Origin of the sequence: Thermus thermamylovorans (genome assembly GCF_004307015.1) — a bacterium.
GTDB lineage: Bacteria > Deinococcota > Deinococci > Deinococcales > Thermaceae > Thermus > Thermus thermamylovorans.
Genome location: NZ_SIJL01000003.1, coordinates 1 through 24,954, shown reverse-complemented (window position 1 = coordinate 24,954; position 24,954 = coordinate 1). Strand labels below are relative to the sequence as shown.

Below are 24,954 nucleotides of genomic sequence, written 5' to 3'. Positions count from 1 at the left end.
TATGCACGCCCACGTGATCCTGGCCGCGGGGCAGGGGACCCGGATGCGGTCCCACCTGCCCAAGGTGCTCCATCCCCTCCTGGGCAAGCCCCTGCTGGCCTACGCGGTGGAGACCGCCTTGGCCCTGGGACCGCAAAGGCTGGTGGTGGTGGTGGGCCATGGGGCCGAGCAGGTGATGGGAGCCCTAAGGGCCTATCCGGTGGAGGTGGCGGTGCAGGAGGAGCAGCTCGGCACCGCCCACGCCCTCCTGCAGGCGGAGCCCTTCCTCCAGGGCTTCTCCGGTCCCGTGCTGGTCACCCAGGGGGACACCCCCCTCCTGCGCCCGGAGACCCTGAGGGCCCTCCTGGAGGGGGTGCGGGAGGGGGCGGGGATGGCCCTCCTCACGGTGGAGCTCCCTGACCCCACCGGCTACGGCCGCATCCTGCGCCAGGGGGAGGAGGTCTTGGGCAACGTGGAGGAGAAGGACGCCTCCCCCGAGGTAAGGGCCATCCGCGAGGTGAACGCTGGGGCCTACGCCTTCGGCGGCTTCCCCCTGCAGGCCCTAAGGGAGGTGCGGGCGGAAAACGCCGCCCGGGAGTACTACCTCCCCGACCTCATCGCCATCTACCGGGCCCAGGGGCGGAGGGTGGTGGCGGTCAGGGGGGGGGCGGAGGAGGCCCTGGGGGTGAACACCCGGGAGGAGCTGGCCCGGGCGGAGGGGGTGCTCCTCCAAGCCCTTCGCCGGGCGTGGATGCTGAGGGGGGTGCGGATGATCCTCCCGGAGAGCGTCTACCTCGAGCCCTCGGTGGAGCTTGCCCCCGACGCCACCCTCTGGCCGGGGGTGGTGCTCAAGGGCAAGACCCGCATCGGGGAAGGGGCGGAGGTGGGGCCTTATGCGGTGCTGGAGGACACGGTGCTGGAACCCGGGGCCCGGGTCCTGGCCCACACCGTGGCCCAAGGGGCGGTGGTGGGGCGGGGAGCCTCGGCGGGCCCCTTCGCCCGGCTCCGCCCGGGGGCGGTCCTCCGGGAAGAGGTCCACGTGGGCAACTTCGTGGAGGTGAAAAACAGCCTCCTCCACCCCGGGGTCAAGGCGGGGCACCTGGCCTACCTGGGGGATGCGGAGGTGGGGGAGGGGGCCAACATCGGGGCCGGGGTCATCACCGCCAACTTCGACGGCAAGCGCAAGCACCAGACCCGGATCGGCAAGGGGGCCTTCATCGGCTCCAACGCCGTCCTGGTGGCCCCGGTGGAGGTGGGGGATGGGGCCATGGTGGGGGCGGGGAGCGTGATCACCCAGGAGGTGCCGGAGGACGCCCTGGCGGTGGCCCGGGGGAGGCAGCGGAACCTGGAGGGCTACGCCCGCAGGTGGCGGGAGCGGGGCTAAGTACCCCGTCGTGGCTTGCGCCACGACGGGGGCCCCAGAAAGCCCATGGAAAAGCCACCTGAGCCTTTACCTATGGGGCAACCTTGGTGCACAGGCACTTAAGCACACCGTCCCGGTCCGGGCTGCGAAGGGGCCCGAAGGGGCCACGGGCGCTTTTCCCTGGTGGCGGCCTTCCCCCGCGGGTACCCGGGCCCGAAGAGGGGGCATGGCGCTCCATTCCCGCCGCCCGGGGTGCTACACTGAACCTATGAGCCTGGGACCCATGGAGATCCTGGTCATCCTCCTCATCGCCCTCCTCCTCTTTGGCCCCAAGAAGCTCCCCGAGCTGGGGCGCTCCCTGGGCCAGAGCATCCGCGAGTTCAAGCGGGGGGCGCAGGAGATCCGCGAGGAGCTGGAGAGGAGCATGGACGTGCGGGAGGAGCCTAGGCCCAAGCCGGCCCCTGCGCCCGCCGGGGCCGAGGCCTCGGTGCCCCCCAAGGAGGAGAAGCCCGCTGAGGCGGAGGGTAAGGCTTGAAGGAAGCCCCCCTGGTCGAACACCTGGAGGAGCTCCGAGCCCGCATCCTCCGGGCCGTCTTGGCCTGGGCGGTGATGACGGGGGTGGCCTTTGCCTTCCGGGTGCAGCTTCTGGACTGGCTCAGGCGCCCCCTGGACGCGGCCGCGGCCCGGCACGGGATCCAGGTGAACCTCATCGTCCTGGACATCGTGGAGCCCTTTTTCGTTTCCCTGAAGGTGGCCGCTTTCGGGGGGCTCGTCCTGGCCCTGCCCTTCATCGTCTACCAGGTCTGGGCCTTCATCGCCCCCGGGCTTTACGAGCACGAGAAGCGTCTGGCAGTGCCCTTCCTTCTGGGGGCGGGGTTCAGCTTCGCCCTGGGGGCCCTTTTCGCCTACCTCGTCCTCCTGCCCTTCGTGGTCCCCTTCCTCCTGGGCTTCTTGGGGGACGTGGTCACCCCCCAGATCTCCATCGGCCGCTACATGGGCCAGATGCTGATGATGATGGCCGCTTTGGGCCTGGTCTTCGAGATGCCGGTGGTGAGCTACCTCCTGGCCCGGCTGGGCCTCCTCACCGCCGACTTCCTCCGCCGCAACTGGCGGGTGGCCATCGTCCTCCTCCTCTTTGTCTCTGCCCTCATCACCCCCGCGGACGTCTTCAGCATGGTGGTGGTGGCCCTGCCCCTCTTCGTCCTCTACTGGGTTTCGGTGATGGTGGCGGGGGTGGCCGAGCGCCAGCGGGCCCGGCTGGAGGGTCAGGAAGCCGCTTGACACCTCGGGGAGCTTTGCCCCCAAAATAGCCCATGGACGAGCGCATCCTGGCCCTGAGGCGGGAGGTGGACCGGGTAAACCGGGAGATCCTGCGCCTCCTCTCCGAGCGGGGGAGGCTGGTGCAGGAGATCGGCCGCATCCAGACGGAGCTCGGCCTCCCCCACTACGACCCCAAGCGGGAGGAGGAGATGCTGGCCTACCTCACCGCGGAAAACCCGGGGCCCTTCCCCCAGGAGACCATAAGGAAGCTCTTCAAGGAGATCTTCCAGGCCAGCCTGGACCTGGAGGAACGCCAGGACCGGAAGCGGTTTCTCTACTCCAAGAAGCACAAGCCCGAGCCCACCCGGGTGCGGGTGAAGGACGTGGTCTTCGGGGAAAGGCCCCTCCTCATCGCCGGGCCCTGCGCCATCGAGTCCGAGGCACAGGTGATGGAGACCGCCCGCTTCCTGGCCGAGCGGGGGGTGCGGGTCCTCCGGGGCGGGGCCTTCAAGCCCAGGACCAGCCCCTACGGCTTCCAGGGCCTGGGGGTGGAGGGGCTGAAGCTCGGCCGCAGGGCGGCGGACGCCTTCGGCATGGTCTTCGTCACCGAGGTGCTGGACACCCGGGACGTGGAGGTGGTGGCAGAGTATGCGGACATCCTGCAGATCGGGGCCCGCAACATGCAGAACTTCGCCCTCCTCAAGGAGGTGGGCCGGGCGGGGCGGCCCGTCCTCCTCAAGCGGGGGCTTTCCGCCACCATGGAGGAGTGGTTCTACGCCGCGGAGTACATCCTCTCCCAGGGGAACGAGGGGGTGATCCTGGCGGAAAGGGGCATCCGCACCTTTGAGCGCTGGACCCGGAACACCCTGGACCTCTCCGCTGTGGCCCTGGCCAAGCAGGAAACCCACCTGCCGGTGATCGTGGACGTGACCCACGCCGCCGGGCGCACGGACCTCCTCGCCCCCCTGGCCCGGGCGGCTTTGGCGGTGGGGGCGGACGGGGTGCACGTGGAGGTCCACCCCAACCCCAAGGTGGCCCTTTCGGACAACCAGCAGCAGATGGACTTCGCCCAGTTCACCCGCTTCCTGGAGGCCATACGGGACCTCCTCCCCGAGGGGTAGATGGGCTTTTGGGACAACCTCCTCCACGCCTTTCTCAAGGCCACGGACCCCAGGCCCCGCTACACGGAGGGCCGCTGCCTCCTTTACAAGAACAGCGTGGGAGGATGCGACCGCTGCTACGGGGCCTGCCCCCGGGGGGCGGTGCGCCTTGAAGGGTGGCGGGTGGAGCTGGACGAGGTGCTCTGCACGGGGTGCGGCCTCTGCACCGGGGTCTGCCCCGGCGTGGCCCTGGAGTTTCCCCTGGGGGCCATCCAGGAGGCCCTCATCCGGGGGAGGGGCAAGCTCCGCTGCTCCCAGGCGGAGGGCAAGGGGGAGGAGGTCCTCTGCCTCGGCCGCCTCACCCCGGGGCTTTTGGCCGAGGCAGGAAGCCGCTTCGGCAAGGTGGTCCTCGCCCGGGGGGACTGCGCGGCCTGCAAGGTGGGCGGCCCCACCGTTCCCGAGCACCTGGCCCGCATGGCCGAGGAGGCGGGGCGCTACCACCCCGTGGAGGTGGAGGTCCTCGAGGGGGCCCTGCCCGGGGAGAGGGTGGGCCGGCGGGAGCTCTTCCAGGCCCTCGCGGGGGGTGCCCGGCGCACCGCCGCCGACCTGGTCCCCGAGCTTCCCCTGCCGGAGGAGCCCGAGGCCAAGGGCCCACCCCCGGAGCTCCGCCTGCGCCTCCTGGCGGCGGGCCGCGCGGAGGCGGTGCGCTGGCCCCGGATCCAGGTGGAGGAGGGCTGCACCCTCTGCCCGGTCTGCACCAACGTTTGCCCCACGGAGGCGGTGCGCCGGGTGCGGGAAGGGGAGGAGTACGTGCTGCGCCTCCAGGTGGCGGTCTGCACCGGCTGCGGAGCCTGCGTGCAAAGCTGCCCCCCCCAGGTGATCCGCCTGGGGGAGGCCTCCAAGGCGGAGGTGGGGGAGGAGGTGGAGCTTTACCGGGGGAAGCCCCCCTGGTACGACCTCTAGCCCCCCCAGGGCCCCGGCCGGGGTTGCCTAAAAACCGTCCAGACGGTAGGATGCCCGGGGTGAGGGGAGGTCTGCGCCAGCGGTTGCTCCAAGCCGCCCTGGAGGTCCTGCGGCAGGAAGGGCTCCTGGCCCTTACCCTGGAGCGGGTGGCGGAGCGGGCGGGGGTGAGCAAGGGGGGGCTTCTCCACCACTTCCCCACCAAGGAGGACCTGCTGACGGGTCTTTTGGAACGGGAGCTGGACCGCTTCGAGGAGGCGGTGCGGGCCTCGGGCCGGCCCTTCCTGGAGGGCTACGTCCGCCTCGGCCATCGGGACGAGACCGGGGTGTTCCTCGTCCTCCTGGCGGCCTCAGCCCTATACCCCGGGCTTTTGGAGCGGGCCCGCGCCCGCTTTCGCGCCTGGCTGGGGCGGCTTCCCCCCGGCCCCGAGGCCCTCCTGATCCTCCTGGCCACGGACGGCCTTCGCCTGGCGGACCTCCTGGGCACCCTCTCCCCTCCCGAGCGGGAGCGGGCCCTGGAGGCCCTCCTGGCCCGGGCCCAGGAGGTGGCGGGGTGATGCCCTGGCTCTACCTCCTCCTGGCCATCCTCTTCGAGGTGGCGGCCACCAGCAACCTGAAACTCGCCCAGGGGTTCACCCGCCTCCTCCCCAGCCTGGCGGTGGTGGTGGGCTACGCCCTGGCCTTCTACTTCCTGGGCCTGAGCCTCAAGGCCATCCCCTTGAGCGTGGCCTATGCCATCTGGGCTGGCCTCGGCACCGCCTTGGTGGCCCTGGTGGGGATCCTCTTCTTCGCCGAGGCCCTCACCCTGCCCAAGCTCCTGGGCCTCCTCCTGGTGGTGGCGGGGGTGGTCCTCCTCAACCTGAGCGCAAACGCCCATGGGCCCTGAGGCCCCTTCTGCCCGGGCTTGCCCGGGGGTTGCCCGGAGGGTGGGGATGCCTCTGAGGGGGGCCTTAGGGCGTGGTATAAAGGGGAGCAAGCCATGGATGCGGACGCCATCGTGGTGGGAGGGGGGCTCGCTGGCCTGGTGGCGGCCACGGAGGTCGCCGCTAGGGGCAGGCGGGTCTACCTCCTGGAGCAGGAACCCCATCTGGGGGGGCAGGCCTACTGGTCCTTCGGGGGGCTTTTCCTGGTGAACTCCCCGGAGCAGCGGCGCTTAGGCATCCGGGACTCCCTGGAGCTTGCCTGGCAGGACTGGTTTGGGGCTGCGGGGTTCGACCGGGAGGAGGACTACTGGGGTCGGCTGTTTGCCCAGGCCTACCTGGACTTCGCCGCCGGGGAGAAGCGGGCCTGGCTCGCCGCCTTAGGGGTGCGCTTTTTCCCGGTGGTGGGCTGGGCCGAGCGGGGCGGGGGCTTGGCCACCGGGCACGGGAACTCCGTGCCCCGGTTCCACATCGTCTGGGGGACGGGGCCAGGGCTCTTGCAGCCCTTCTTGCGGCGGGCGAGGGAGCTTGAGGCAAAGGGTTTCCTCAAGGTCTTCCTCCGCCACCGGGCCGAGGAGGTGCTGGTGGAGGGAGGGAAGGCGGTGGGGGTGGCGGGGGTGGTCCTGGAGCCGGACCCCGCGCCCCGAGGGGCCCCTTCCAGCCGCAAGCCCGCGGGGGAGTTCCGCTACCTTGCCCAGGCGGTGGTCCTGGCCACCGGGGGCCTCGGGGCCAACCTGGACCTGGTGCGCCGCTTCTGGCCCGAGCGTATGGGCAAGCCCCCAGGGAGGATGCTCTCCGGGGTGCCGGACCACGTGGACGGCTCAGGACTGTTCCTGGCCGAGCGAGCGGGGGCCAGGCTGGTGAACCTGGACCGCATGTGGCACTACCCCGAGGGGGTGGAGAACCACACCCCCATCTGGAGCCACCACGGGATCCGTATCCTCCCCGGGCCCTCCGCCCTCTGGCTGGACGCCACGGGGAAAAGGCTTTCCCCACCCCTCTTCCCGGGGTTTGACGCCCTGGAAACCCTCCGGTATCTCCGAAACACGGGGTTTGACTGGAGCTGGTTTCTCCTGGACCTCAAGACCTTGGCCAAGGAGTTCGCCCTCTCGGGCTCGGAGCAGAACCCGGACCTCACCGGGAAAAGCTGGCTCCACGTGGTGCGCAACCGCCTCTTCGGCCCCGCAGGGCCAGTGCGGGCCTTTTTGGAGCGGGGGAAGGACTTTTTGATGGCGGACGACCTCTCCGACCTGGCTCGCAAGATGGACGCCCTGGCCCCCGGGGTGCTGGACCCGGTGCGGCTGGAGCGGGAGGTGAAGGCCCGGGACCGGGAGCTTCTCCACCCCTTCTGCAAGGACGCTCAGGTCCAAGCCCTGCAGGTTTTCCGGCGCTATCCAGGCGACCGGTTCTTCCGGGTGGCCAAGCCCCATCCCTTTCTGGGGGGCAGAGGCGGGCCCCTGGTGGCGGTGCGCCTCTGGACGCTCACCCGCAAGACCCTGGGGGGCATCCAGACCGACCTCAAGGGCCGGGCCCTCACGCCCCAGGGGGAGCCCCTCCCCGGACTCTTCGCCGCTGGGGAGGCCGCGGGGTTTGGCGGCGGGGGCGTGCACGGGTACAAGGCCTTGGAGGGCACCTTCCTGGGAGGGTGCCTCTTCTCCGGCCTCTTGGCAGGCCGGGGGTTGGCCGAAGGGCTAGAATAGCCCCATGCGCTTGCACCACGTGGGCATCGCGGTGGTGGATCTGGAGGAGGCCAAGGCCCGCTACCGCCTCCTGGGGTTTACCCCGGTGGCGGAAGGGGAGGTGGCGGCCCAGGGGGTGCGGGTGGCCATGCTCCGGGGCGAGGGGGAAACCCTCCTGGAGCTCCTCGCCCCTACGGGGCCCACCACCCCTGTGGGCCGCTTCCTGGAGAGGCGGGGCCCCGGGCTTCACCACCTGGCCTTCGCCACCCCGGGGATCGAGGCCGAGCTTGCCCGGCTCAAGGCGGAGGGGGCCAGGCTCGTGGACGAGACCCCCAGGCCGGGCTTTGGCGGGCATCGGGTGGCCTTCCTCCACCCCTCCTCCGGCCTCGGGGTGCTGTGGGAGCTGGTGGAGGAGTAGCCCGGAGGTGCGCCCCCTTCCCCTCTTCCTGGCCCTCGGGCACATGGGCCTCATTTGGTACCTTTCCGGCCAGCCCGCGTCCGGGGTGGGCCTCCCCCACCCCTGGGACAAGGGGGCCCACCTCCTGGCCTACCTGCTCCTCGGCTTCCTCCTGCGCCTGGGCCTCGGGGCCTTCCTCCCCGCCTTCCTCCTCGCCGCCCTCTACGGAGGGGTGGAGGAGTGGCGCCAGGGCTTCGTCCCCGGGCGGGAGCGGGATCCCTGGGACCTCCTGGCCGACGCCCTGGGGGCCTGGGTGGGGGCTAGGCTGGGGGGTAGATGGGAAGCTCCAAAAAGCGCCCCCCCTTAGACCCCGCCGCCAGGAGGATGGCCTCGGCGATGAGCCCGGGGGCGATCCAACGGCTGGGGTCGGCCTCGGGCATGGCCTTCCGGTTGGCCTCGGTGTCCAGGGTGCCCATGGGGTAGACGAGGAGGAAGCGCACCCCCTCCACCTCCCCTTGCAGGGAGCGGAGGAGGCTGGCCAAGGCGGTCTTGGCCATGGTGTAGAGGGCCCTTCCCGGCCCGGCCCCCGTCCAGGCGGGCCCGGCGGCGATGGCGGCGAAGAAGCCCTCCCCCCGCCTTTCCATGTAGGGGAGGACCGCCCTCAGCAGGTTGAAGGCGGTGCGTAGGTTCAGGTCCAGCATCCAGTCGTAAAGCCCGGGGTCGGAGTCCAAAAAACGCCCCGCGGCGAAGCCCCCCACGGTGTGCACCACCCCATGGAGGGGAGCCTCCCGCTCCGCGAAGCGGGCCAGGGCCTCCGCCTCCTCCAGGCGGGTGAGGTCGGCCACGAAGGTCCGGGCCCCCACCGCTTTGGCCCTTTCCGCCATGCGCTCCTCCCGGGGGTCGGAGAGGAAGAGCCGGGCTCCCGCCCTGTGGAGGGCGGGGATCACCGCCCGGGCCAATGCCCCCCCCGCCCCCGTGACCAGAAACGCCTTGCCCTGGAGCATGGTCCTATTCTACCGGGATGAAGGCCAAGGAACGTGGGCTGAAGCCCAGGCCCACCGCCCGCAGGAGGAGGGGCGGGGAGGGGAAGAGGTCGAAGACCTCCAGGGCCGGGCCCCGGGCCAGGTAGAGGTAGGCGTCCTGGCCCACCAGCCCAGCGGTGTAGGTGCGGAAAGTCTCCCGGTGCCCGGAGTCCCGGGGCTCCAGGGTCTGGAAGCCCCGGCCGTAGACCACCACTCCCCCCACGGGGTCCAGGGCCAGCCGGGCCTCCCCGGGGAAGTCCCCCAGCACCCTCCGGCTTTGCAGGTCGTTCCCCTGCAAGGTGTACAGGCGCACCTCCTGGAAGGTGGCGGCCAGGCCCAGGAGGCGGCTTCCGTCGGTGCGCAGGTCGAAGGGGTCCTGGGCGGGGAGGGGGTCCAGGGGCCGCTCCCACCGGGGGGTGCCCCCGGGGTCCAGGGGGGGACGGTAGCCCAGGGCCTCCCGGGTGAGGTAGCCCAGGAGGTCCAGGACCCCCTGGGGGAGGAGGGCCAGGCGGGCCTCGAGGGGCAGGCCCGTGAGGTCGGCCTCCTGGGGGGTGCCGAGGCCGGGAAGGGCCAGGAGGAAGGCCCGTCCCGCCCCGGGGCAGTGGGCCAGGAGGGCCCGCTGCCCCAGGCGCAGGTACCCCCCGGCGCAGTCCGCGGGGAGGGAGGCGAGGGTGGGAGTGCCCTGCGGGGCGGCGTTTTCCGTGAAGCCCTGGGTGGGGTAGGCCTCCACCCGGTCGGGGAAGAGGAGGAAGAGCGTCCCCAAGGCGTTGCTGTAGGCCAGGTCCTGGAGGTCCGGGGTGCTCCAGGCGGTCACCGGGAGAGCCGTGCCCCCCTGGAGGTCCCGCGCCCGGTAGAAGCGCACCTCCCCCTCCCCCCCCGCGGCCACCAGGGCGGGCAGGGGGGGTTCCTGGCTTCCCGTGCAGCCCCAAAGGAGGGGGAAAAGGAGCGGCAGGAGCAATCCCAACCTTCTCACGGCAGACCTCCCAAGCGCACCCCTCCCTCCTCCAGGAGGATCTCCGCCGCCCTCCCCCCGGCCAGGAAGGCCAGGCCCATCCCGCCCCGCTGGGCGTCCAGGGTGAAGCGCAGGGCCCAGCAGCAGCGGTCCAGGACCAGGACGAAACGGGGCCTTAAGGGGTCCCCCGGCAGGTTCTGGGTGAGGAGGGCGGAGAGGTGTAGCCGGGTGTCCTCCCGCCCCACGAAGGTGAGGGTGGGGCCGAAGTTCCGCAAGGAGAGGCTGTACCCCTCGGGCCGGTCGGGGCGGCGGGCGTAGCTGAGGTTCCCCGAGAAGGCCAGGCCGGGGATGCCCCCTTCCCCCGCCGCGTCCGCGGGCACCGGCCGCCAGAGCTCCGCCCCCCCGCTGAAGGTGAGGTCGCGGAGGTAGACCCCAGGGTCGTCCACCTCCGGCAGGTGCAGGTTGGCCGTGAGGCGGAAGCCCACCTCGGGGAGGGCCTGGACCAGGCCCAGGCGCAGGTTGGTTCCCCGGAGGCCCTCCTGGTAGCGCCCGGAGAGGAGGAGGTCCAGCAGGGGCCCCGGGAGCGTCCCCGCCCGGTAGCCCAGGGCGTAGGCCAGGGCCTGGGGGTCCAGGGTGGCCTGGAGGGAGAGGCTTTGCGGGCCGAAGATGGCCTGGCCCGCGAGGGCCAGGGTATCCCGCTGCCAGTCCCGCCGCCCCTGGAGGGTGTAGGCGTTTGGGCCTTCCCGGAAGGCGAAGGTGAGGTCCGTGGTCAGGGGGCCTTCCCCGTTCAGGCCCTGGCGGTGGGCCAGGTTCAGGCTTCCCCCAGGGAGGGCGTAGGCCGCCTGGAGGAGGAGGGGGTCGAAGAGGGCCCTGGGGTGGTCGTAGCGGAGGCTGGCCCTGAGGGAGAAGGGGAAGGGGGTGAGGCTGCCCTCCAGGCGGGTCTCCAGGGGGCCTTCCCCCTCCAGGCCCTGGCGGTGGAGGAGGGTGAGGGCGTAGCCCCGGTCCTGGAGGGCGGCCTGGGCCTCCAGGGGCAGGTAGCGCCCCGCCTCCAGGTCCCGCCCCCCCCGGAGGCCCAGGAGGAGGGGGCGCTCCTGGAAGGCCAGGCCCAGGGTGGCCTGGTGGCTCCGCCGCTGGGGCAGGGCGTCGAAGCGGAAGGGGCTTTCCCCCTCCTGGACCAGCCGGGCGTAGCCCAGCTCCAGGCTGAAGCCTCCCAGGGTCTGGCGCAGGCTCGCCGCGGTAGCCCAGTCGATCTGGCGCTCGTACTCCCCGTCCGGGTTTTGCGTGGTGTAGTAGAAGCCCCGGAAGCGGTTCTCCGCCCGAAAGGCGCCCCCGGGCCAGGGGGTGAGGGCCAGGCTTTCGCTGTGGCTGAGGAGGGCCCGCCCCGCCCCGGCGTAGGGCCCGAGGGCCCGGGCGCTGCGGTTTAGGGGGTTGGTCTCCGCCTGGTAGTAGCCCAGGACCAGGCCCCCCTGGAGGCTGAAGGGGCCCTCCCGGAAGACCGGGCTTTGCGCCTCCACCTCGGGGAGGCGCTGCAGGAGCCTGGGGGGGGTGAGGGCGGGGTCGTGGACCCAAAAGCCCTCGGCCCGGAGGGCGTAGCGCCACTCCCCTGGGGTGGGGGTGCCGGGGAGGAAGGCCTCCAGGCGGAAGCGGGAAAGCCTTAGCCGGGTGTCGTCCCGCTCCAAAAGGGCGTTCACCGAGAACTCCCGCCGCCTCAGGACGTACTCCCCCCGGTACTGGAAGAGGTCGGGGGGGGTGTGGAGGAAGAAGTAGCGCTCCCGGGCCTCCCCGGTGCCCACGTGGTCGAAGCCCAAACCGTAGCCCCGCCCCTGGTAGTAGTGGAGGAGGGCGAACCCCAGGCCGAAGGGGGCCACGTAGGGGAGGGCGGCCTTCAGGTAAATCCCTCCCTCGTCCTGCCCCACCTCCAGCCGAGGCTGGCGTTCCGAGAGGAAGAGGAGGAGGACGGGAAGCTCCAAAAGGGGCTCCTCCCCCACCAGGAGGACCACCCCCCGCGCCACCACCCGGTCCCCCGGGTAGAGGAGGATCTCCCGGGCGCGGAAGGCGTAGTCGGGCACCTCGTGGCCGCAAGGGGCGCAGGGGGTGGCGTACCCCCTTTCCAGGAGGATGGCCCCCGCCGCCCGCTGGCAGAGGGGCCCGGTGAGGAGGAGGTCTCTGGCCTCGATGCGCACCGTGAGGGCGTCGAAGCTGCCGTCCCCCAGGTCCAGCTGCAGCTCCTCCGCCTCGATGAGGGTCCCCTCCCCGTCCCGGTAGCGCACCCTTCCCGAGAGGAGGAGGAGCCCCCGGGAGCGGAGGTAGACCACCCGTTCCGCCTCGATGGCCTCCCCCTCCCGCTCCAGGCGCACGGGGCGGCCGGTGAGGACGTAGACCTCCTCCTCCCCCTCGTGGCGGAGCTCCAGCCGCTCCGCCTCCACCACCCTCAAGACCCCCTGGGCCCAGGCGGGGGCGAGGAGGAGGAGAAGGACGAGCCACCTCACCGCCGCCCTCCCAGGAACAGGAGGAGGCCCAGGGCCCCGTAGACCAGGTTGGGCCCCCAGGCGGCGAGGAGGGGGTCTAGGGCGTTCTGCTCCCCCATGATCCGCCCCACGCTCCACGCAGCGTAGTAGAAGAAGGTGAGGACCGCCACCCCCACGAGCCCCAGGCTCCGCGAACCCCCGAGGAGGTAGAAGGCCAGGCCCGCGGCGAAGAGGGCGAAGACGGGGGCGGCCAGGGGCTCGGCGAAGCGGCGGTGGTAGGTGGTGGCCTCGAGGCCCGCCCTAAGCCCCAGGGCCCTGAGCCTTTCCACCTCCCGCCTAAGCTCGGCCAGGGTCATGCGGTTGGCGGGGTTCTGCCAGGGATCGAAGGTCAGGTCCTTGAGGACGATCTCCCCCCCCTGGAAGCGGGTGAGGGTGCGGGGGCGGTCCCCCTGGTAGGTGACCCGCAGGCCCTCCTCCACCCGCAGGACCCCTCCCTGGAACCTCCCTCCCTCGGCCACGAGCACCTCCTGCCGGGAGAGGACCCGTAGCCTGCCGATCCTCTCCCCTTCCACCTCCCCCACGTACACCACCCTTCCCTTGGCGTCCTGGAAGGCGGTTCCCGGGGTGAGGAGGGCCCGGGGCCGCTCCAGGACCTGCCGTCTCAGGAGGTCCTGCCCCGCCGCCAGGCTCCGCGGTACCAGCCCTTCCCCCAGGGCGAAGGCCAGGAGGCCGATCCCCCCCCCCAGGGCCAGGAGGGGCAGGAGCACCCGCTCCCGCCGGACCCCCAGGGCCAGGAGGGCCTTGAGCTCCGCGTCCTCGGCCATGCGGGAGAGGAGGAGGAGGAGGGCGAAGAGGTAGGCCACGGGGGCCCCCCGCACCACCGCCTCGGGGGTGCGGTAGAGGAGGTAGAGGAGGAGGGTGTAGGGGTCGCCCCCCTTGGCCACCAGGGGGGCCAGGACCTCGTAGACCGCCCCCGCCCAGAAGAGGAGGAGGAGGACGGCAAGCCCCAGGGCGAAGTGGCCCAAGGCCTCCCTAAGCAGGTAGCGGTCCAGGGTCCTCACCGCATCCTCCAGGTGAGCCCAAGGGCCAGGAGGCCGTAAAGGGCGTTGGGCAGGAAGGCCAGCAGGGGGTTCACGTCGTAGCGGGCCAGCTGGGCGCTTAGGGTCCAGAGCACGTAGTAGCCGAAGATGAGGAGGACCAGGGCCAGGAAGGCCCAGGCGGCCTGGCGGAAGGAGAGCCCGAGGGCGGCGGCCACCCACCCCAGGAAGAGCCCGCCCAGGGCGTCGGCCAGGCGGCGGTAGAGGGCGAAGCGGGCCCCGGGCTCCACCTGGCTGCGCTGCCAGAGCTCCCTCAAGGGCGTGGAGTCGTAGGGGTCGCGGGAGCCCAGGCTCTCCCGGGGGCGGAAGTGGACGGGGAAGGGAAGGGTGCCCTGGAAGGGCTTGAGGACCTCCCCCTCCAGCACGTACCCCCGGAGGTGCCACCCCTCCCGGTCCCAGACCCCTTCCCCGCCGCTGTAGACCCGGCCCTCCCCGTCCACCACCCGCACCCCCTGCAGCCGGTTCTGCCCCGCCTCGGGCCGTACCTCCTCCGCGTAGTAGACCCCGAGGCCCGGGGGGGCGTAGAGCTGGTTCCGCAGGGCCCCGCTCAAGACCCCTTCCCCGTAGAGGAGGCGGGTCAGGCGGGCGTCGTAGGCCTCCAGGGCCCGGGGGCGTACCTCGGCCAGGAGGAGGAGGTTGAGGAGGCTCACCAGGAGGGCGAGGAGGAGGAGGGGCCGGAGCAGGGCCCAGGGGGGCACCCCGGCGGCGTAGGCCGCCTTGAGCTCCGATCCCCGGATGAGGCGGGCGAGGCCCACCAGGACGGCGAAGACCAGGCCCAGGGGCAGGGCCAGGCTCAGGGTCCAGGGCAGGCGCAGCAGGACGAGCCCCAAGACGGCCTCGGCCCCGGCCCCCCGGGCGAGGAGCACCCCGGAGAGGCTGGAGAGCAGGTCAAAGGTGAGAAGGGCGACGAAGAGGAGGACCCCCACCAGGTAGGGAACCAGCACCTCCTTGAGGACGTAGCGCCCCAGCACCAGGCCGAGTATACGGAGGCCAGATGAGAAGCGGGGAAAGGCCGGACCCCTTGGCCCTTGACCGGACCCGGGCTGGCCCTAGGGGTGGGCGATCACGTGGACCACCGGCAGGCCGAAGCGTTCCGCCTGGGTGTGCACGTCCAGCCTTAGCCAGCGGGAAAGCCCCGGAGGGAGGGTGGCGAGGACGATTCCCTGGTAGGCCCCGGGGTGGGCTAGGAGCTCCTCCTCCAGGGCCAGAAGGGGGGAGATATCCCCGGGTTTGGCCTCCTCCACAGGGATGCCCTGGGCCTCGAGGGCTTCCTTGGCCGCCTCCGCCTCCCTTCGGGACCGTTCCCACACCTCGTTCTCCTCGTACACCCAGCCGGGCGGAGGCACGGCAGGCACCAGGAGGACGAAGCGGGCCTCTGGGTCTTGGGCCCTAACCTCCCGGAGTTTTTCCGCCAACTCTGGGCTTTTGGCCGTGCGATGGGCCACCACCAGGTACCGGGCCATGGGCCACCTCCTTGGTCTTCCCCTTCAGGCTAGGCCGGTCGTCCGGCCATGGGGGAGGAAAAGGCCACATTTGCCGACCGCGGATCGTCCCACCCCAGGGGGGCCTGGTCCTCAGCCCGAGAGGCTCCCTTGGGAGGAACGGTGCTGGACCGTCCCCTTCGGACCGAGAGAGGGAAAGGGTGCGGCGGACCAGGAATAACTCGGATATGCTCTAGCGTACTTGTTGCTCCCCCTTTGGAGACCCCTCGGAGAGGGGTTTTCTGCATACCACTTTACATAGCGGCAAGCCGTGGTATATTAAGGAGGTCAAGGGAACAGGCCGCCTGCGGGCGGCGGTTTTCCTTTATGGCACCAGGGCCACCTTGGTGGCCTGGCGCTCATGGAAGAGGCGGTAGCCCTCGGGGGCCTCCTCGAGGGGCAGGCGGTGGCTGAAGACGAAGCTCCCCCTGAGCCTTCCCGCCCTCTGCAAGGCCAGCACCTCCCCGATCCAGCGGGGGACGTTGGCCAGACTGCTCCGGAAGGTGATGCCCCGGCTGAAGGCGGAAAGCCAGGGGTAGTCCAGCCTTTCCGCGGTGGGCACCCCCAGGCTGGAGACCACCCCCCCGGGCCCCGCCAGGCGCAGGGCCAGGGCCAGGGCCTCCCCCTCCCCCCCCACCGCCTCCACCACCAGCTCCGCCCCCAGGCCCTCCGTCTCCCGGCGCACCCGGGCCGCGGGGTCCTCCGCCTTGGGGTTGATGGGGAGGCTCCCCAGGGCCCGGGCCTTCTCCAGGCGGCTCTCCTCGGGGTCGATGGCGAAGACCCTTCCCGCCCCCAGGGCGTGGGCCACGGCCTGGGCCATGAGGCCCACCGGCCCCGAGCCCACCACGGCCACGCCCATCCCTGGGGAGAGGAAGGGCCGCACCCCCCCGTAGGCGGTGGTGAGGATGTCCCCGGCCAGGAGGGCCTCCTCCGCGGGCAGGTCCCCGATGGGGAAAAGGCTATGGCGGGCGAAGGGCACCCGCACCCGCTCCGCCTGGGCCCCCGGCAGGTTCCCCAGGGCCAGGCCGAAGCCGTAGACGCCTCCTTTCAGGCAGGCGAAGTACTGCCCCCTGCGGCAGGCGGGGCACTCCCCGCAGGCCACCTGGAAGCTCCCCACCACCCTCTCCCCCAGGGCCAAGGGCACCAGGGGGCCCTTCTCCACGATGCGCCCCACGAACTCGTGGCCCAGGACCGCCCCCGGCAGGACCCCGGCGATCTTGCCGTGGTAGATGTGCAGGTCGGAGCCGCAGATGGCGGCGAGTTCCACCGCCACGATGGCGTCCCCTTCCGCCTCCAGCCTGGGCTCGGGCACCTCCGCCACCGCCACCTGGAAGGGCCCCTGGTACACCACGGCCCTCATGGGACCTCCCGGGCCACCTTGACGAGCTCCTGGGCCGCCTGGGCGTAGGGGGCCAGGGCGGCGAGGGAGCCCTTCTTCAGTTCCAAAAGCCCTCGCAGGAGGGCGCTGAGGGGCTCGAGGCGCCCCTCCAGGACCTCCTGCCAGGTGGCCAGGTCGGCCTCGATGACGAAGTCGGCCTCGGCCTCCCCCTCCACCACCCTCGCCCCCCGGCACGCCCCGTGCCAGAGGTCCAGGACCACCGCCACCCCCTGGGGGAGGCCCTGGGAGGGGTCAGGGCGCACCCTCAGGGCCAGGCTTCCCTCCCAGGTGGCGGCCGCCTTCCGGTAGGCCTCGCTTTGGGAAAGCTTCTGGCAGTAGGCCTGGGCCCAGTTTTCGCTGAAGGGCTGCATGGCTTCCTCCTTTGCACCCAGTATAAGGCCTTGGGGTTAGGCTTGGGGCGTGGTCTACCTCCTGGACCTCTCCGGGGTCTACTGCGAGCCGGTGGAGCCAAGGCTTCTCCGCCTCCTCTCCCAGGCGGGCGGGGAGCCCCTCTTCTACCTCTCCCAGGCCTTCTACGACCTCCTCCCCCGCTTAAGGGTGGAGGGGCCAGGGGTCTTGGAGGCCCTCTTCCCCGGGGCGAGCCGGCTTTACCCCCTGGCCTTCCGCCCCCGCACCCACCCCTTCCCCGAGCCCTTCCACCTGGTGGCCGACCTCCCGCCCCCTGAGGGCTACCGGGCCTTTTTCCACCCGGAGAAGATGGAGGCCTTGGCCCTGGCCCTGCGCTCCTTGGGGCTTTCCCCGGAGGAGGCCCTCTACCTGGACGACAACCCCCTCCTGGTGGTCAGGGCCCGGGAGCGGGGCTTCCGGGCCGAGGTCTTCCGCCCCTAGGGGCGCTCCGGCCAAGGGTGCTTGGGGTAGCGGCGCATGAGCTCCTGGCGCACCTTGGGGTAGTGCCGCTCCCAGAAGCCCTCGAGGTCCTGGGTCACCTGCACCGGCCGCCCCGCGGGGGAGAGGAGGGCCACCGCCACCGGCACCTTCCCCCCCAGCACCCTGGGGGTCTCCCAGAGGCCAAAGGCCTCCTGGACCCGCAGGGCGAGGAGGGGCGGGGCGTCCGGGCGGTACTCCAGGCGCCTTCTCTTCCCCGAGGGCAGGGCCAGGGCCTCGGGGGCCAGCGCCTCCAGGGTCTTCCGGGCTTCCCCCAGGAGGCCAAGGAGGATCTCCTTCCAGGGTAAGCCCCGAAGCTCCTCCTTCTGCCGCACCCCTTCCGTCCAGGGGAGGAGCCAGGAGAGGTCTTCCAGGAGGGCTTCCTCGGAAAGCTCCGGCACCGCCACCCCGTGGGCCTTGAGGAAGGCGAGGCGCAGGAGGACCTGCCGGGCCTCCTCGGGCAGGGGAAGCCCCTCCTTCAGGGCCTCCCGCAGGTGGGCCTCCGTGGGGGGGCCGGGGTCCACCGCCACCCGCTCCAGCACCAGGCTTCCGTGGCGCCGCTCCAGGTAGCCCCTTAGCCTTCCCTCCTCCCACCCCGTCCAGGCCGCCACCTCCGCCCGCTTCAGGAGGTCTTCCCGGGCCAGGGGGGCAAAGAGGAGGAGGCGCCCTTCCTTAGGGCCCGCCTCCGCCCCCACCGCCACCAGGTAGGCCGGGCCTTCCCCGGGGAGGCGGAGGAGGGGCCCTGTGGCCAGGCGGTAGCGCCCCGGGGCCACCCGCTCCGCCGCCCGGTCGGGGTAGGCGGCGAGGAGGAGGCGTCCCACCGCCTCCGGGGCGGGGAGGCGCTCTAGGGGCTTCACCCCAAGCCTCCCCCGCCAAAGGGCAGCGACCCGCTCCACCCCCAAAAAGGCCCCCCGCCCTGCCCGGCGGGCCTCGAGGAGCCCGGAAAGCTTCTCCAGGAGGTCGGGCTCCCCCTCCAGGGGGTCCCGCTCCTCCAGAAGGGCCAGGAGGTCCGCGGCCAGGGGGAGGAGGCCCAGGGCCTCCGCCTCCAGGACCATGCGGGCCAGGCGGGGGTGGGTGGGGAGGAGGAGCATCCGCCGCCCCAAGGGGGTGAGCCCCTCCCCCGCCACCGCCCCCAAAAGCCCGAGGAGGTCCCAGGCGGCCTCGAGGGCCCCTTGGGGGGGCGGGGTGGGGAGGGGGAGGGCCTCCAGCCGTTCCCCAAAGCCCAGGGCCAGGAGGAGGGCCCGGGAGAGGTCCGCCTCCAGGACCTCGGGCCTTTGGGGGGGAAAGGGGCCCTCGGGGTAGAGGCGGTACACCCGCCCAGGCCCCGTGCGCCCGGCCCGGCCCGCCCGCTGCCGGGCGGAGGCCTCGGGGATGCGCACCCGGGCCAGGCGGGTGAGGCCGGTTCTGGGGTCGAAGCGGGGCTTCTTGGCGAGCCCGGTGTCCACCACGGCCCGCACCCCCGGCAGGGTAAGGCTCGTCTCCGCCACGTCCGTGGCCAGGACGATCCTGCGGGGGCCCGGCCGGAGGAGGGCGGCCTGCTCGGCCAGGGGAAGCCCCCCGTGGAGGGGAAAGGCGGGGAGGTCTTCCAGGAGCCTTTTTGTCCTTTCGATCTCCGCCTTGCCCGGGAGGAAGACCAAAACATCCCCTTCCCCCTCCAGAAAGGCCTTCTTGGCGTAGCGGGCGGCCAGGGGCTCCAGGGGTCCTTCGGGGGGCTTGGGCAGGTGGAAGACCGCCACCGGGTGCGCCTCCCCTGCCACCTCCAGGACCGCCCCGGAAAAGGCCCGCCTCAGGTCCTCGTCCGGGGTGGCGGTGAGGAGGGCGATTTTGAGGTCATGCCGCAGGGTTTCCTGCACCCTGAGGAGGAGGGCCAGGCTCAGGTCGGTTTCCAGGTGGCGCTCGTGGGCCTCGTCCAGGAGGACCGCGGAAACCCCTTCCAAGGTGGGGTCTTCCAGGAGGCGCCGGGTGAGGAGGCCCTCGGTCATCACCAGGAGGCGGGTGGCCCCGCTTTCCCTCCCCTCCAGGCGCACCCGGTAGCCCACGGTCTTCCCCAGGGGCTCCCCCAGGTTCTCCGCCAGCCTGGCCGCCACCGCCCGGGCCGCCACCCGCCTTGGCGCAAAGAGGAACACCTGGCCGGGAAGGGCCTGGAGCACCTTTAGGGGGAAGAGGGTGCTCTTCCCCGCCCCCGGGGGGGCCACCAGGAGGAGGCGGCCCTCCTTCCTCAGGAGGGCCACCCCTTGGTCCAGCCAGCCCGCCATTTCCCCTCTTCTGGGGCTAAACGTCCAGCTCCGCGTAGCGGGCGTGTTCCTCGATGAACTCCCGCCTGGGGGCCACGTCCTGGCCCATGAGCTTCTCGAAGAGTTCGCTGGCCTCGAGGGCGTCCTGGAGCTCCACCTGCTTCAGCACCCGCTTTTCCGGGTTCATGGTGGTCTCCCAAAGCTGCTCGGGGTTCATCTCCCCCAGGCCCTTGAAGCGCTGCACCTCGTAGCCCTTGCCCTCAAGCTCCCGGAGGCGGGCGGCAAGCGCCTCGTCGGAGTAGAGGTACTCCACCCGCTTCCCCACCTGCAGGCGGTAGAGGGGGGGCTGGGCGATGTAGACGTGGCCCCTTTCGATGAGGGGACGGAGGTAGCGGTAGAAGAAGGTGAGGAGGAGGGTGCGGATGTGGCTCCCGTCCACGTCGGCGTCGGTCATGAGGATGATCTTGCCGTAGCGGAGGCCTTCCAGGTCGAAGTGGGCCTCCCCGTCCCCCCCGAGGCCCACCCCGATGGCCGCCACCATGGCCCGCACCTCGGCGTTTTTCAGGGCCTTGGCCAGGGAGGCCTTCTCCACGTTCAGGATCTTGCCCCTCAGGGGGAGGATGGCTTGGAAGCGGCGGTCCCGGCCCTGCTTGGCGCTTCCCCCGGCCGAGTCCCCCTCCACGATGAAAAGCTCCGCCTCCTCCGGGTTTTCCGTCTGGCAGTCGGCCAGTTTCCCGGGGAGGTCGTCGGACTCCAGGGGGTTCTGGCGCCGGACCAGCTCCCGGGCCTTCCTGGCCGCCTCCCGGGCCTGGGCGGCCCGCAGGGCCTTCTCGTAGAGGGTCTTGGCGGTCCGGGGGTTTTCCTCCAGGATTTCCAGGAGCCGCTCGTAGACCACCTGGGCCACGGCGCTTCCCGCCTCGGGGTTCAGGAGCTTCCCCTTGGTCTGCCCCTCGAACTGGGGCTTGGGGAGCTTCACGCTCACCACCGCATAAAGCCCCTCCAGGAGGTCGTCCCCCGTGGGCTGGGGGCCCTTCTCCTTGTTGAGGCCCGCCTTCTTAGCGTACTGGTTCAGGGCCCGGCTGTAGGCGCTCTTGAAGGCGGTGAGGTGGGTGCCCCCGTCCCGGGTGGGGATCATGTTGGCGTAGGTGAGGATCTCCGCGGTGTAGCCCTTGGTGTGGATGAGGCCCACCTCCACCTCCACCTCCCCCTCCTGCCCCTTGAGGAGGAAGGGCCGCTCGTAGAGGAGCTCCTCCCCTTCCGCCAGGGCCTTGGCGAAGGAGGCCACGCCCCCCTTGTCCCAGAAGACCTCCTCCCGCCCGTGCTGGCGGTCGCGGAAGACCAGCCTAAGCCCCGCCACCAGGTAGCCCACCTCCCGGAGGCGGGCCCTGATCTTGCTGGGGTCGAAGCCCAGGTTCCCGAAGATCAGGGGGTCGGGCTTGAAGGTGACCCGGGTGCCCCTTTGGCCCTTGGGGGCGGGGCCCACCACCTGGAGGGGCTCCGTGACCTCTCCCCGGCGAAAGGCGATCCGGTGGTGCTTCCCCTCCCGGAACACCTCCACCACCGTCCACTCGGAGAGGGCGTTCACCACGCTGGCCCCCACCCCGTGAAGCCCCCCGGAAACCTTGTAGGCCCCGCTTTCAAACTTGCCCCCCGAGTGCAGGGTGGTGTAGATCACCTCCACCGCGGGCTTCCCCTCCTCGGGCATGAGGTCCACGGGGATGCCCCGGCCGTTGTCCTCCACGGTGAGGGACCCGTCCTCGTTCAGGGTGGTGACGATCTCCGTGGCGTAGCCCGCCAGGGCCTCGTCCACGGCGTTGTCCAGGATCTCCTTGAAGAGGTGGTGGTAGCCCTCCACCCCCGTGCCCCCGACGTACATGGCCGGGCGGTGGCGCACCCCCTCCAGCCCCTTGAGCACCTTGATGGCGGATGCGTCGTAGCTCACCCCCCCAGTATAGCACGGCCCCTCCCCGGGGGTTTTTGCCTTGGGGAAGGGGCGGCGTCCCCTTCGGCCCCCGCAGGGAGTGCGGTCTAGGTCCAGAAAACCCCCTGCCGCCCGGGGCGGCGGGGCGGGCGTCCCCGCCCCAGGCTCCCCCCAGGGGCGCAGGCTTCCTCCCCTTGGGCGCGAAAGCCGCGGCGGGCCCTCCGGACCTCGTCCGCGCGGGGTGGTATAAGATGCCCCCATGGCGGCCCTGGTTTTCCTCCACGCCCTCTTGGGCCTCTTCCTCCTGGTGGCCGTGCCCGCCTTGGCCCTGGTGGGCCTTTTGGGCTTTTTCCGGCCCCTTCCCTCCCGCTTCTACGCCGCCTTGCGCGGTGCCGCCTGGGTGGCCATCTTCCAGGTGGTCCTGGGCTTCGTCCTGTTCCTGGGGGGCCTGAGGCCCCAGGACGCCACCCACCTCCTCTACGGCCTCCTCCTGGCGGCGGGCCTCCACTACCTGGGGGGCCTCGAGCCCGGGGGCTGGTTCCACCGGGGCCTCAGAAACCCCCCCAGGCGCCCGGAGGTCTTCGTGGCCCTGGGCCTCCTCTTCGCCGTGGGCCTGGCCTTCCGGGTCTACTTCACCGGGGGCTAGGGCCCGCTTGCCAAAAGGCCTCTAGCCCTGTACACTGGGCGAGTTGAGGGCCCTCAGGGCCAGCCCCTGGCCCTGAGGGGGTTGCCCTGCGTGGGCAAAGCCGGGGGAAGCCCTTCCCCCGGGCGGATCTTGAGAACACGGGGGCAAGTCCAGGAAGAAGGGAGTGGTGGCACTGCCGACGATCAACCAGCTTGTCCGAAGGGGCCGCGAGAAGGTCCAGAAGAAGAGCAAGGTCCCCGCCTTGAAGGGCTCGCCCTTCCGCCGGGGGGTGTGCACCGTGGTGCGCACCGTCACCCCCAAGAAGCCCAACTCCGCCCTGCGCAAGGTGGCCAAGGTGCGCCTCACCTCCGGCTACGAGGTCACCGCCTACATCCCCGGTGAGGGGCACAACCTGCAGGAACACTCCGTGGTCCTCATCCGGGGGGGCCGGGTGAAGGATCTGCCGGGCGTGCGCTACCACATCGTCCGCGGGGTCTACGACACCCAGGGGGTGAAGGACCGCAAGAAGAGCCGCTCCAAGTACGGGACCAAGCGGCCCAAGGAGACCAAAGGCGCGGCCCCGGCCAAGAAGAAGTAGGTGAGCCATGGCGCGGAGAAGGAGAGCAGAGGTACGCCAGCTAGAGCCCGATCTGGTCTACGGGGACGTGGTGGTTTCGGCCTTCATCAACAAGATCATGCGGGAGGGCAAGAAGAACCTGGCCGCCCGCCTCTTCTACGAGGCCTGCCGCATCATCCAGGAGAAGACCGGGCAGGAGCCGTTGAAGGTCTTCAAGCAGGCGGTGGAGAACGTGAAGCCCAGAATGGAGGTCCGTTCCCGCCGCGTGGGCGGGGCCAACTACCAGGTGCCCATGGAGGTCTCCCCCAGGAGGCAGCAGTCCTTGGCCCTGCGCTGGCTGGTGCAAGCGGCGAACGGGCGCTCCGAGCGGGGGGCGGCCCTGCGCATCGCCCACGAGCTCATGGACGCCGCCGAGGGCAAGGGGGGGGCGGTGAAGAAGAAGGAGGACGTGGAGCGGATGGCCGAGGCCAACCGCGCCTACGCCCACTACCGGTGGTGAGCCATGGCGGTCAAGGTAGCCTATGACCTGAAGAGGCTTCGCAACATCGGCATCGCCGCCCACATCGACGCCGGCAAGACCACCACCACCGAGCGCATCCTTTACTACACCGGCAAGATCCACAAGATCGGCGAGGTCCACGAGGGCGCGGCCACCATGGACTTCATGGAGCAGGAGCGGGAGCGGGGCATCACCATCACCGCCGCCGTGACCACCTGCTTCTGGAAGGACCACCGCATCAACATCATCGACACCCCGGGCCACGTGGACTTCACCATCGAGGTGGAGCGCTCCATGCGGGTGCTGGACGGGGCCATCGTGGTCTTCGACTCCAGCCAGGGGGTGGAGCCCCAGTCGGAGACCGTCTGGCGCCAGGCGGAGAAGTACCGGGTACCCCGCATCGCCTTCGCCAACAAGATGGACAAGACGGGGGCCGACCTGTGGCTGGTGGTCCGCACCATGCAGGAGCGCCTGGGGGCGAGGCCGGTGGTGATGCAGCTTCCCATCGGCCGGGAGGACACCTTCTCGGGGATCATCGACGTCCTCAGGATGAAGGCCTACACCTACGGCAACGACCTGGGCACCGACATCCGCGAGATCCCCATCCCCGAGGAGTACCTCTCCCAGGCCCGGGAGTACCGCGAGAAGCTCATCGAGGCCGCCGCCGACTTCGACGAGAACGTGATGCTCAAGTACCTGGAGGGCGAGGAGCCCTCCGAGGAAGAGCTGGTGGCGGCCATCCGCAAGGGCACCATCGGCATCCAGATCACCCCCCTCTTCTTGGGGTCCGCCCTCAAGAACAAGGGCGTCCAGCTCCTCCTGGACGCGGTGGTGGACTACCTGCCCTCCCCCCTGGACATCCCCCCCATCCGGGGGACCACCCCTGAGGGGGAGGAGGTGGAGGTCCACCCCGACCCCGAGGGCCCTCTGGCGGCCCTGGCCTTCAAGATCATGGCCGACCCCTACGTGGGCCGCCTCACCTTCATCCGCGTCTACTCCGGCACCCTCACCTCGGGCTCCTACGTGTACAACACCACCCGGGGGCGCAAGGAGCGGGTGGCCCGCCTCCTCCGCATGCACGCCAACCACCGGGAGGAGGTGGAGGAGCTCAAGGCCGGGGACCTGGGGGCGGTGGTGGGCCTCAAGGAGACCATCACCGGGGACACCCTGGTGGGGGAGGACGCCCCCCGGGTGGTCCTGGAGTCCATCGAGGTGCCCGAGCCCGTCATCGACGTGGCCATCGAACCCAAGACCAAGGCGGACCAGGACAAGCTCTCCCAGGCCCTCTCCCGCCTTTCCGAGGAGGACCCCACCTTCCGCGTCTCCACCCACCCCGAGACCGGCCAGACCATCATCTCCGGGATGGGGGAGCTCCACCTGGAGATCATCGTGGACCGCCTGAAGCGGGAGTTCAAGGTGGACGCCAACGTGGGCAAGCCCCAGGTGGCCTACCGGGAGACCCTCACCCGCCCGGTGGACGTGGAGGGCAAGTTCATCCGCCAGACGGGGGGCCGCGGCCAGTACGGCCACGTGAAGATCAAGGCTGAGCCCCTGCCCCGGGGGTCGGGCTTCGAGTTCGTGAACGCCATCGTGGGCGGGGTGATCCCCAAGGAGTACATCCCCGCGGTGCAGAAGGGCATCGAGGAGGCCATGCAGTCCGGTCCCCTCATCGGCTTCCCCGTGGTGGACGTGAAGGTCACCCTCTACGACGGCTCCTACCACGAGGTGGACTCCTCGGAGATGGCCTTCAAGATCGCGGGCTCCATGGCCATCAAGGAGGCGGTGCAGAAGGGGGAGCCGGTGATCCTGGAGCCCATCATGCGGGTGGAGGTCACCACCCCCGAGGAGTACATGGGGGACGTCATCGGCGACCTGAACGCCCGCCGGGGCCAGATCCTGGGCATGGAGCCCAGGGGGAACGCCCAGGTGATCCGGGCCTACGTGCCCCTGGCGGAGATGTTCGGCTACGCCACCGACCTGCGCTCCAAGACGCAAGGCCGGGGCTCCTTCGTCATGTTCTTCGACCACTACCAGGAGGTCCCCAAGCAGGTGCAGGAGAAGCTGATCAAGGGTCAGTAAGGGGTCTTGGGGTGGGCCTTCGGGCCCACCCGTGTTTGCCGAAAGGAGAACGGAGATGGCCAAGGGCGAGTTTGTGCG

Annotated in this window: 25 protein-coding genes; 15 read left to right on the top strand and 10 right to left on the bottom strand. The window is 71.1% G+C overall.

From position 1 onward, the window contains the following. Window position 1 precedes the first annotated feature (1 nt). The 10 genes from glmU (at window position 2) to ETP66_RS03075 (ending at window position 8,025) form a co-directional block, all read left to right on the top strand. Complete coding sequence (gene glmU, locus ETP66_RS03120; protein ID WP_130840532.1) at window positions 2-1,363, top strand: bifunctional UDP-N-acetylglucosamine diphosphorylase/glucosamine-1-phosphate N-acetyltransferase GlmU; 1,362 nt, start codon at window positions 2-4, stop codon at window positions 1,361-1,363. 247 nt (window positions 1,364-1,610) lie between these two features. Beyond that, window positions 1,611-1,877, top strand: coding sequence for a Sec-independent protein translocase subunit TatA/TatB (locus tag ETP66_RS03115; RefSeq protein WP_130840530.1), 267 nt, complete (start codon window positions 1,611-1,613; stop codon window positions 1,875-1,877). Beyond that, on the top strand, window positions 1,874-2,623 hold the full coding sequence (gene tatC / locus ETP66_RS03110; RefSeq protein WP_130840528.1) for a twin-arginine translocase subunit TatC: 750 nt from the start codon (window positions 1,874-1,876) through the stop codon (window positions 2,621-2,623). Before ETP66_RS03115 ends, tatC begins: the two co-directional genes overlap by 4 nt. A gap of 32 nt (window positions 2,624-2,655) precedes the next feature. After that, window positions 2,656-3,723: a bifunctional 3-deoxy-7-phosphoheptulonate synthase/chorismate mutase gene (locus ETP66_RS03105; protein ID WP_130840526.1), complete on the top strand. Its 1,068-nt coding sequence runs from the start codon at window positions 2,656-2,658 to the stop codon at window positions 3,721-3,723. Next, on the top strand, window positions 3,724-4,665 hold the full coding sequence (locus ETP66_RS03100) for a 4Fe-4S dicluster domain-containing protein (RefSeq protein ID WP_130840524.1): 942 nt from the start codon (window positions 3,724-3,726) through the stop codon (window positions 4,663-4,665). 50 nt (window positions 4,666-4,715) lie between these two features. Continuing rightward, entirely contained in the window at window positions 4,716-5,219 is a 504-nt protein-coding gene (locus tag ETP66_RS03095; RefSeq protein ID WP_130840522.1) for a TetR/AcrR family transcriptional regulator, read from the top strand. Next, window positions 5,219-5,548: a DMT family transporter gene (locus tag ETP66_RS03090; RefSeq protein WP_130840520.1), complete on the top strand. Its 330-nt coding sequence runs from the start codon at window positions 5,219-5,221 to the stop codon at window positions 5,546-5,548. The genes ETP66_RS03095 and ETP66_RS03090 overlap by 1 nt, the downstream gene beginning before the upstream one ends. 93 nt (window positions 5,549-5,641) lie before the next feature. Continuing rightward, window positions 5,642-7,282 carry an FAD-binding dehydrogenase gene (locus ETP66_RS03085; protein WP_130840518.1) on the top strand — a complete coding sequence of 547 codons (1,641 nt, stop codon included), beginning with the start codon at window positions 5,642-5,644 and terminating at the stop codon, window positions 7,280-7,282. Window positions 7,283-7,286: 4 nt separating this feature from the next. Next, window positions 7,287-7,679, top strand: coding sequence for a methylmalonyl-CoA epimerase (gene mce / locus ETP66_RS03080; RefSeq protein ID WP_130840516.1), 393 nt, complete (start codon window positions 7,287-7,289; stop codon window positions 7,677-7,679). A 7-nt stretch (window positions 7,680-7,686) separates the two neighbouring features. Next, complete coding sequence (locus ETP66_RS03075; RefSeq protein ID WP_236630080.1) at window positions 7,687-8,025, top strand: VanZ family protein; 339 nt, start codon at window positions 7,687-7,689, stop codon at window positions 8,023-8,025. Here ETP66_RS03075 and ETP66_RS03070 read toward each other — a convergent pair. From ETP66_RS03070 to ETP66_RS03035, 8 genes are all read right to left on the bottom strand, one after another. Beyond that, window positions 7,979-8,662, bottom strand: a complete 684-nt coding sequence (locus ETP66_RS03070) for an SDR family NAD(P)-dependent oxidoreductase (RefSeq protein ID WP_130840514.1) — start codon at window positions 8,660-8,662, stop codon at window positions 7,979-7,981. The genes ETP66_RS03075 and ETP66_RS03070 overlap by 47 nt on opposite strands. A 4-nt stretch (window positions 8,663-8,666) precedes the next feature. Continuing rightward, complete coding sequence (locus ETP66_RS11905) at window positions 8,667-9,653, bottom strand: hypothetical protein (protein ID WP_201738456.1); 987 nt, start codon at window positions 9,651-9,653, stop codon at window positions 8,667-8,669. After that, the gene (locus tag ETP66_RS03060) at window positions 9,650-12,121 is read right to left on the bottom strand and encodes an LPS-assembly protein LptD (protein WP_130840512.1); all 2,472 of its coding nucleotides are present in this window, start codon (window positions 12,119-12,121) and stop codon (window positions 9,650-9,652) included. Before ETP66_RS03060 ends, ETP66_RS11905 begins: the two co-directional genes overlap by 4 nt. Continuing rightward, entirely contained in the window at window positions 12,118-13,161 is a 1,044-nt protein-coding gene (locus ETP66_RS03055; RefSeq protein WP_130840510.1) for an LptF/LptG family permease, read from the bottom strand. The genes ETP66_RS03060 and ETP66_RS03055 overlap by 4 nt, the downstream gene beginning before the upstream one ends. Beyond that, window positions 13,158-14,168, bottom strand: a complete 1,011-nt coding sequence (locus tag ETP66_RS03050) for an LptF/LptG family permease (protein WP_130840508.1) — start codon at window positions 14,166-14,168, stop codon at window positions 13,158-13,160. Before ETP66_RS03050 ends, ETP66_RS03055 begins: the two co-directional genes overlap by 4 nt. Window positions 14,169-14,246: 78 nt before the next feature. After that, window positions 14,247-14,660: a hypothetical protein gene (locus ETP66_RS03045; protein WP_130840506.1), complete on the bottom strand. Its 414-nt coding sequence runs from the start codon at window positions 14,658-14,660 to the stop codon at window positions 14,247-14,249. 343 nt (window positions 14,661-15,003) lie between these two features. Then, a complete protein-coding gene (locus tag ETP66_RS03040; protein ID WP_130840505.1) occupies window positions 15,004-16,038 on the bottom strand; it encodes an alcohol dehydrogenase family protein in 1,035 nt (344 codons plus the stop codon). Then, window positions 16,035-16,427, bottom strand: a complete 393-nt coding sequence (locus tag ETP66_RS03035; RefSeq protein ID WP_130840503.1) for an SCP2 sterol-binding domain-containing protein — start codon at window positions 16,425-16,427, stop codon at window positions 16,035-16,037. Before ETP66_RS03035 ends, ETP66_RS03040 begins: the two co-directional genes overlap by 4 nt. Window positions 16,428-16,476: 49 nt before the next feature. Here ETP66_RS03035 and ETP66_RS03030 point away from each other — a divergent pair, with 49 nt between their 5' ends. Beyond that, complete coding sequence (locus ETP66_RS03030) at window positions 16,477-16,905, top strand: HAD family hydrolase (protein ID WP_130840501.1); 429 nt, start codon at window positions 16,477-16,479, stop codon at window positions 16,903-16,905. Here ETP66_RS03030 and hrpB read toward each other — a convergent pair. Beyond that, window positions 16,902-19,196 (bottom strand): ATP-dependent helicase HrpB, encoded by a 2,295-nt coding sequence (gene hrpB, locus ETP66_RS03025; protein ID WP_130840499.1) that lies wholly within the window; start codon window positions 19,194-19,196, stop codon window positions 16,902-16,904. The genes ETP66_RS03030 and hrpB overlap by 4 nt on opposite strands. A gap of 16 nt (window positions 19,197-19,212) precedes the next feature. Next, window positions 19,213-21,117, bottom strand: a complete 1,905-nt coding sequence (locus ETP66_RS03020; protein ID WP_130840497.1) for a DNA topoisomerase subunit B — start codon at window positions 21,115-21,117, stop codon at window positions 19,213-19,215. A 238-nt stretch (window positions 21,118-21,355) separates the two neighbouring features. Here ETP66_RS03020 and ETP66_RS03015 point away from each other — a divergent pair, with 238 nt between their 5' ends. The 4 genes from ETP66_RS03015 to fusA all read left to right on the top strand — a co-directional run bounded on the left by ETP66_RS03015 (window position 21,356) and on the right by fusA (window position 24,876). Then, entirely contained in the window at window positions 21,356-21,742 is a 387-nt protein-coding gene (locus tag ETP66_RS03015; protein ID WP_130840495.1) for a hypothetical protein, read from the top strand. Window positions 21,743-21,905: 163 nt separating this feature from the next. After that, window positions 21,906-22,319 carry a 30S ribosomal protein S12 gene (gene rpsL, locus ETP66_RS03010; RefSeq protein WP_018110828.1) on the top strand — a complete coding sequence of 138 codons (414 nt, stop codon included), beginning with the start codon at window positions 21,906-21,908 and terminating at the stop codon, window positions 22,317-22,319. 7 nt (window positions 22,320-22,326) lie between these two features. Continuing rightward, window positions 22,327-22,797 carry a 30S ribosomal protein S7 gene (gene rpsG / locus ETP66_RS03005; RefSeq protein ID WP_130840493.1) on the top strand — a complete coding sequence of 157 codons (471 nt, stop codon included), beginning with the start codon at window positions 22,327-22,329 and terminating at the stop codon, window positions 22,795-22,797. A 3-nt stretch (window positions 22,798-22,800) separates the two neighbouring features. Further along, the gene (gene fusA, locus ETP66_RS03000) at window positions 22,801-24,876 is read left to right on the top strand and encodes an elongation factor G (RefSeq protein WP_130840491.1); all 2,076 of its coding nucleotides are present in this window, start codon (window positions 22,801-22,803) and stop codon (window positions 24,874-24,876) included. The last annotated feature ends 78 nt before the right edge of the window (window positions 24,877-24,954 follow it).

Bases quoted from the DNA above. Each gene is read 5' to 3' on its own strand.
- ETP66_RS03095 (WP_130840522.1), top strand. From the start codon at position 4,716: ATGCCCGGGGTGAGGGGAGGTCTGCGCCAGCGGTTGCTCCAAGCCGCC.
- ETP66_RS03100 (WP_130840524.1), top strand. From the start codon at position 3,724: ATGGGCTTTTGGGACAACCTCCTCCACGCCTTTCTCAAGGCCACGGAC.
- ETP66_RS03085 (WP_130840518.1), top strand. From the start codon at position 5,642: ATGGATGCGGACGCCATCGTGGTGGGAGGGGGGCTCGCTGGCCTGGTG.
- ETP66_RS03015 (WP_130840495.1), top strand. From the start codon at position 21,356: ATGGCGGCCCTGGTTTTCCTCCACGCCCTCTTGGGCCTCTTCCTCCTG.
- ETP66_RS03115 (WP_130840530.1), top strand. From the start codon at position 1,611: ATGAGCCTGGGACCCATGGAGATCCTGGTCATCCTCCTCATCGCCCTC.
- ETP66_RS03090 (WP_130840520.1), top strand. From the start codon at position 5,219: ATGCCCTGGCTCTACCTCCTCCTGGCCATCCTCTTCGAGGTGGCGGCC.
- ETP66_RS03045 (WP_130840506.1), bottom strand. From the start codon at position 14,660: ATGGCCCGGTACCTGGTGGTGGCCCATCGCACGGCCAAAAGCCCAGAG.
- hrpB (WP_130840499.1), bottom strand. From the start codon at position 19,196: ATGGCGGGCTGGCTGGACCAAGGGGTGGCCCTCCTGAGGAAGGAGGGC.
- ETP66_RS03070 (WP_130840514.1), bottom strand. From the start codon at position 8,662: ATGCTCCAGGGCAAGGCGTTTCTGGTCACGGGGGCGGGGGGGGCATTG.
- ETP66_RS03105 (WP_130840526.1), top strand. From the start codon at position 2,656: ATGGACGAGCGCATCCTGGCCCTGAGGCGGGAGGTGGACCGGGTAAAC.
- fusA (WP_130840491.1), top strand. From the start codon at position 22,801: ATGGCGGTCAAGGTAGCCTATGACCTGAAGAGGCTTCGCAACATCGGC.
- mce (WP_130840516.1), top strand. From the start codon at position 7,287: ATGCGCTTGCACCACGTGGGCATCGCGGTGGTGGATCTGGAGGAGGCC.
- rpsG (WP_130840493.1), top strand. From the start codon at position 22,327: ATGGCGCGGAGAAGGAGAGCAGAGGTACGCCAGCTAGAGCCCGATCTG.
- ETP66_RS03040 (WP_130840505.1), bottom strand. From the start codon at position 16,038: ATGAGGGCCGTGGTGTACCAGGGGCCCTTCCAGGTGGCGGTGGCGGAG.
- ETP66_RS03035 (WP_130840503.1), bottom strand. From the start codon at position 16,427: ATGCAGCCCTTCAGCGAAAACTGGGCCCAGGCCTACTGCCAGAAGCTT.
- glmU (WP_130840532.1), top strand. From the start codon at position 2: ATGCACGCCCACGTGATCCTGGCCGCGGGGCAGGGGACCCGGATGCGG.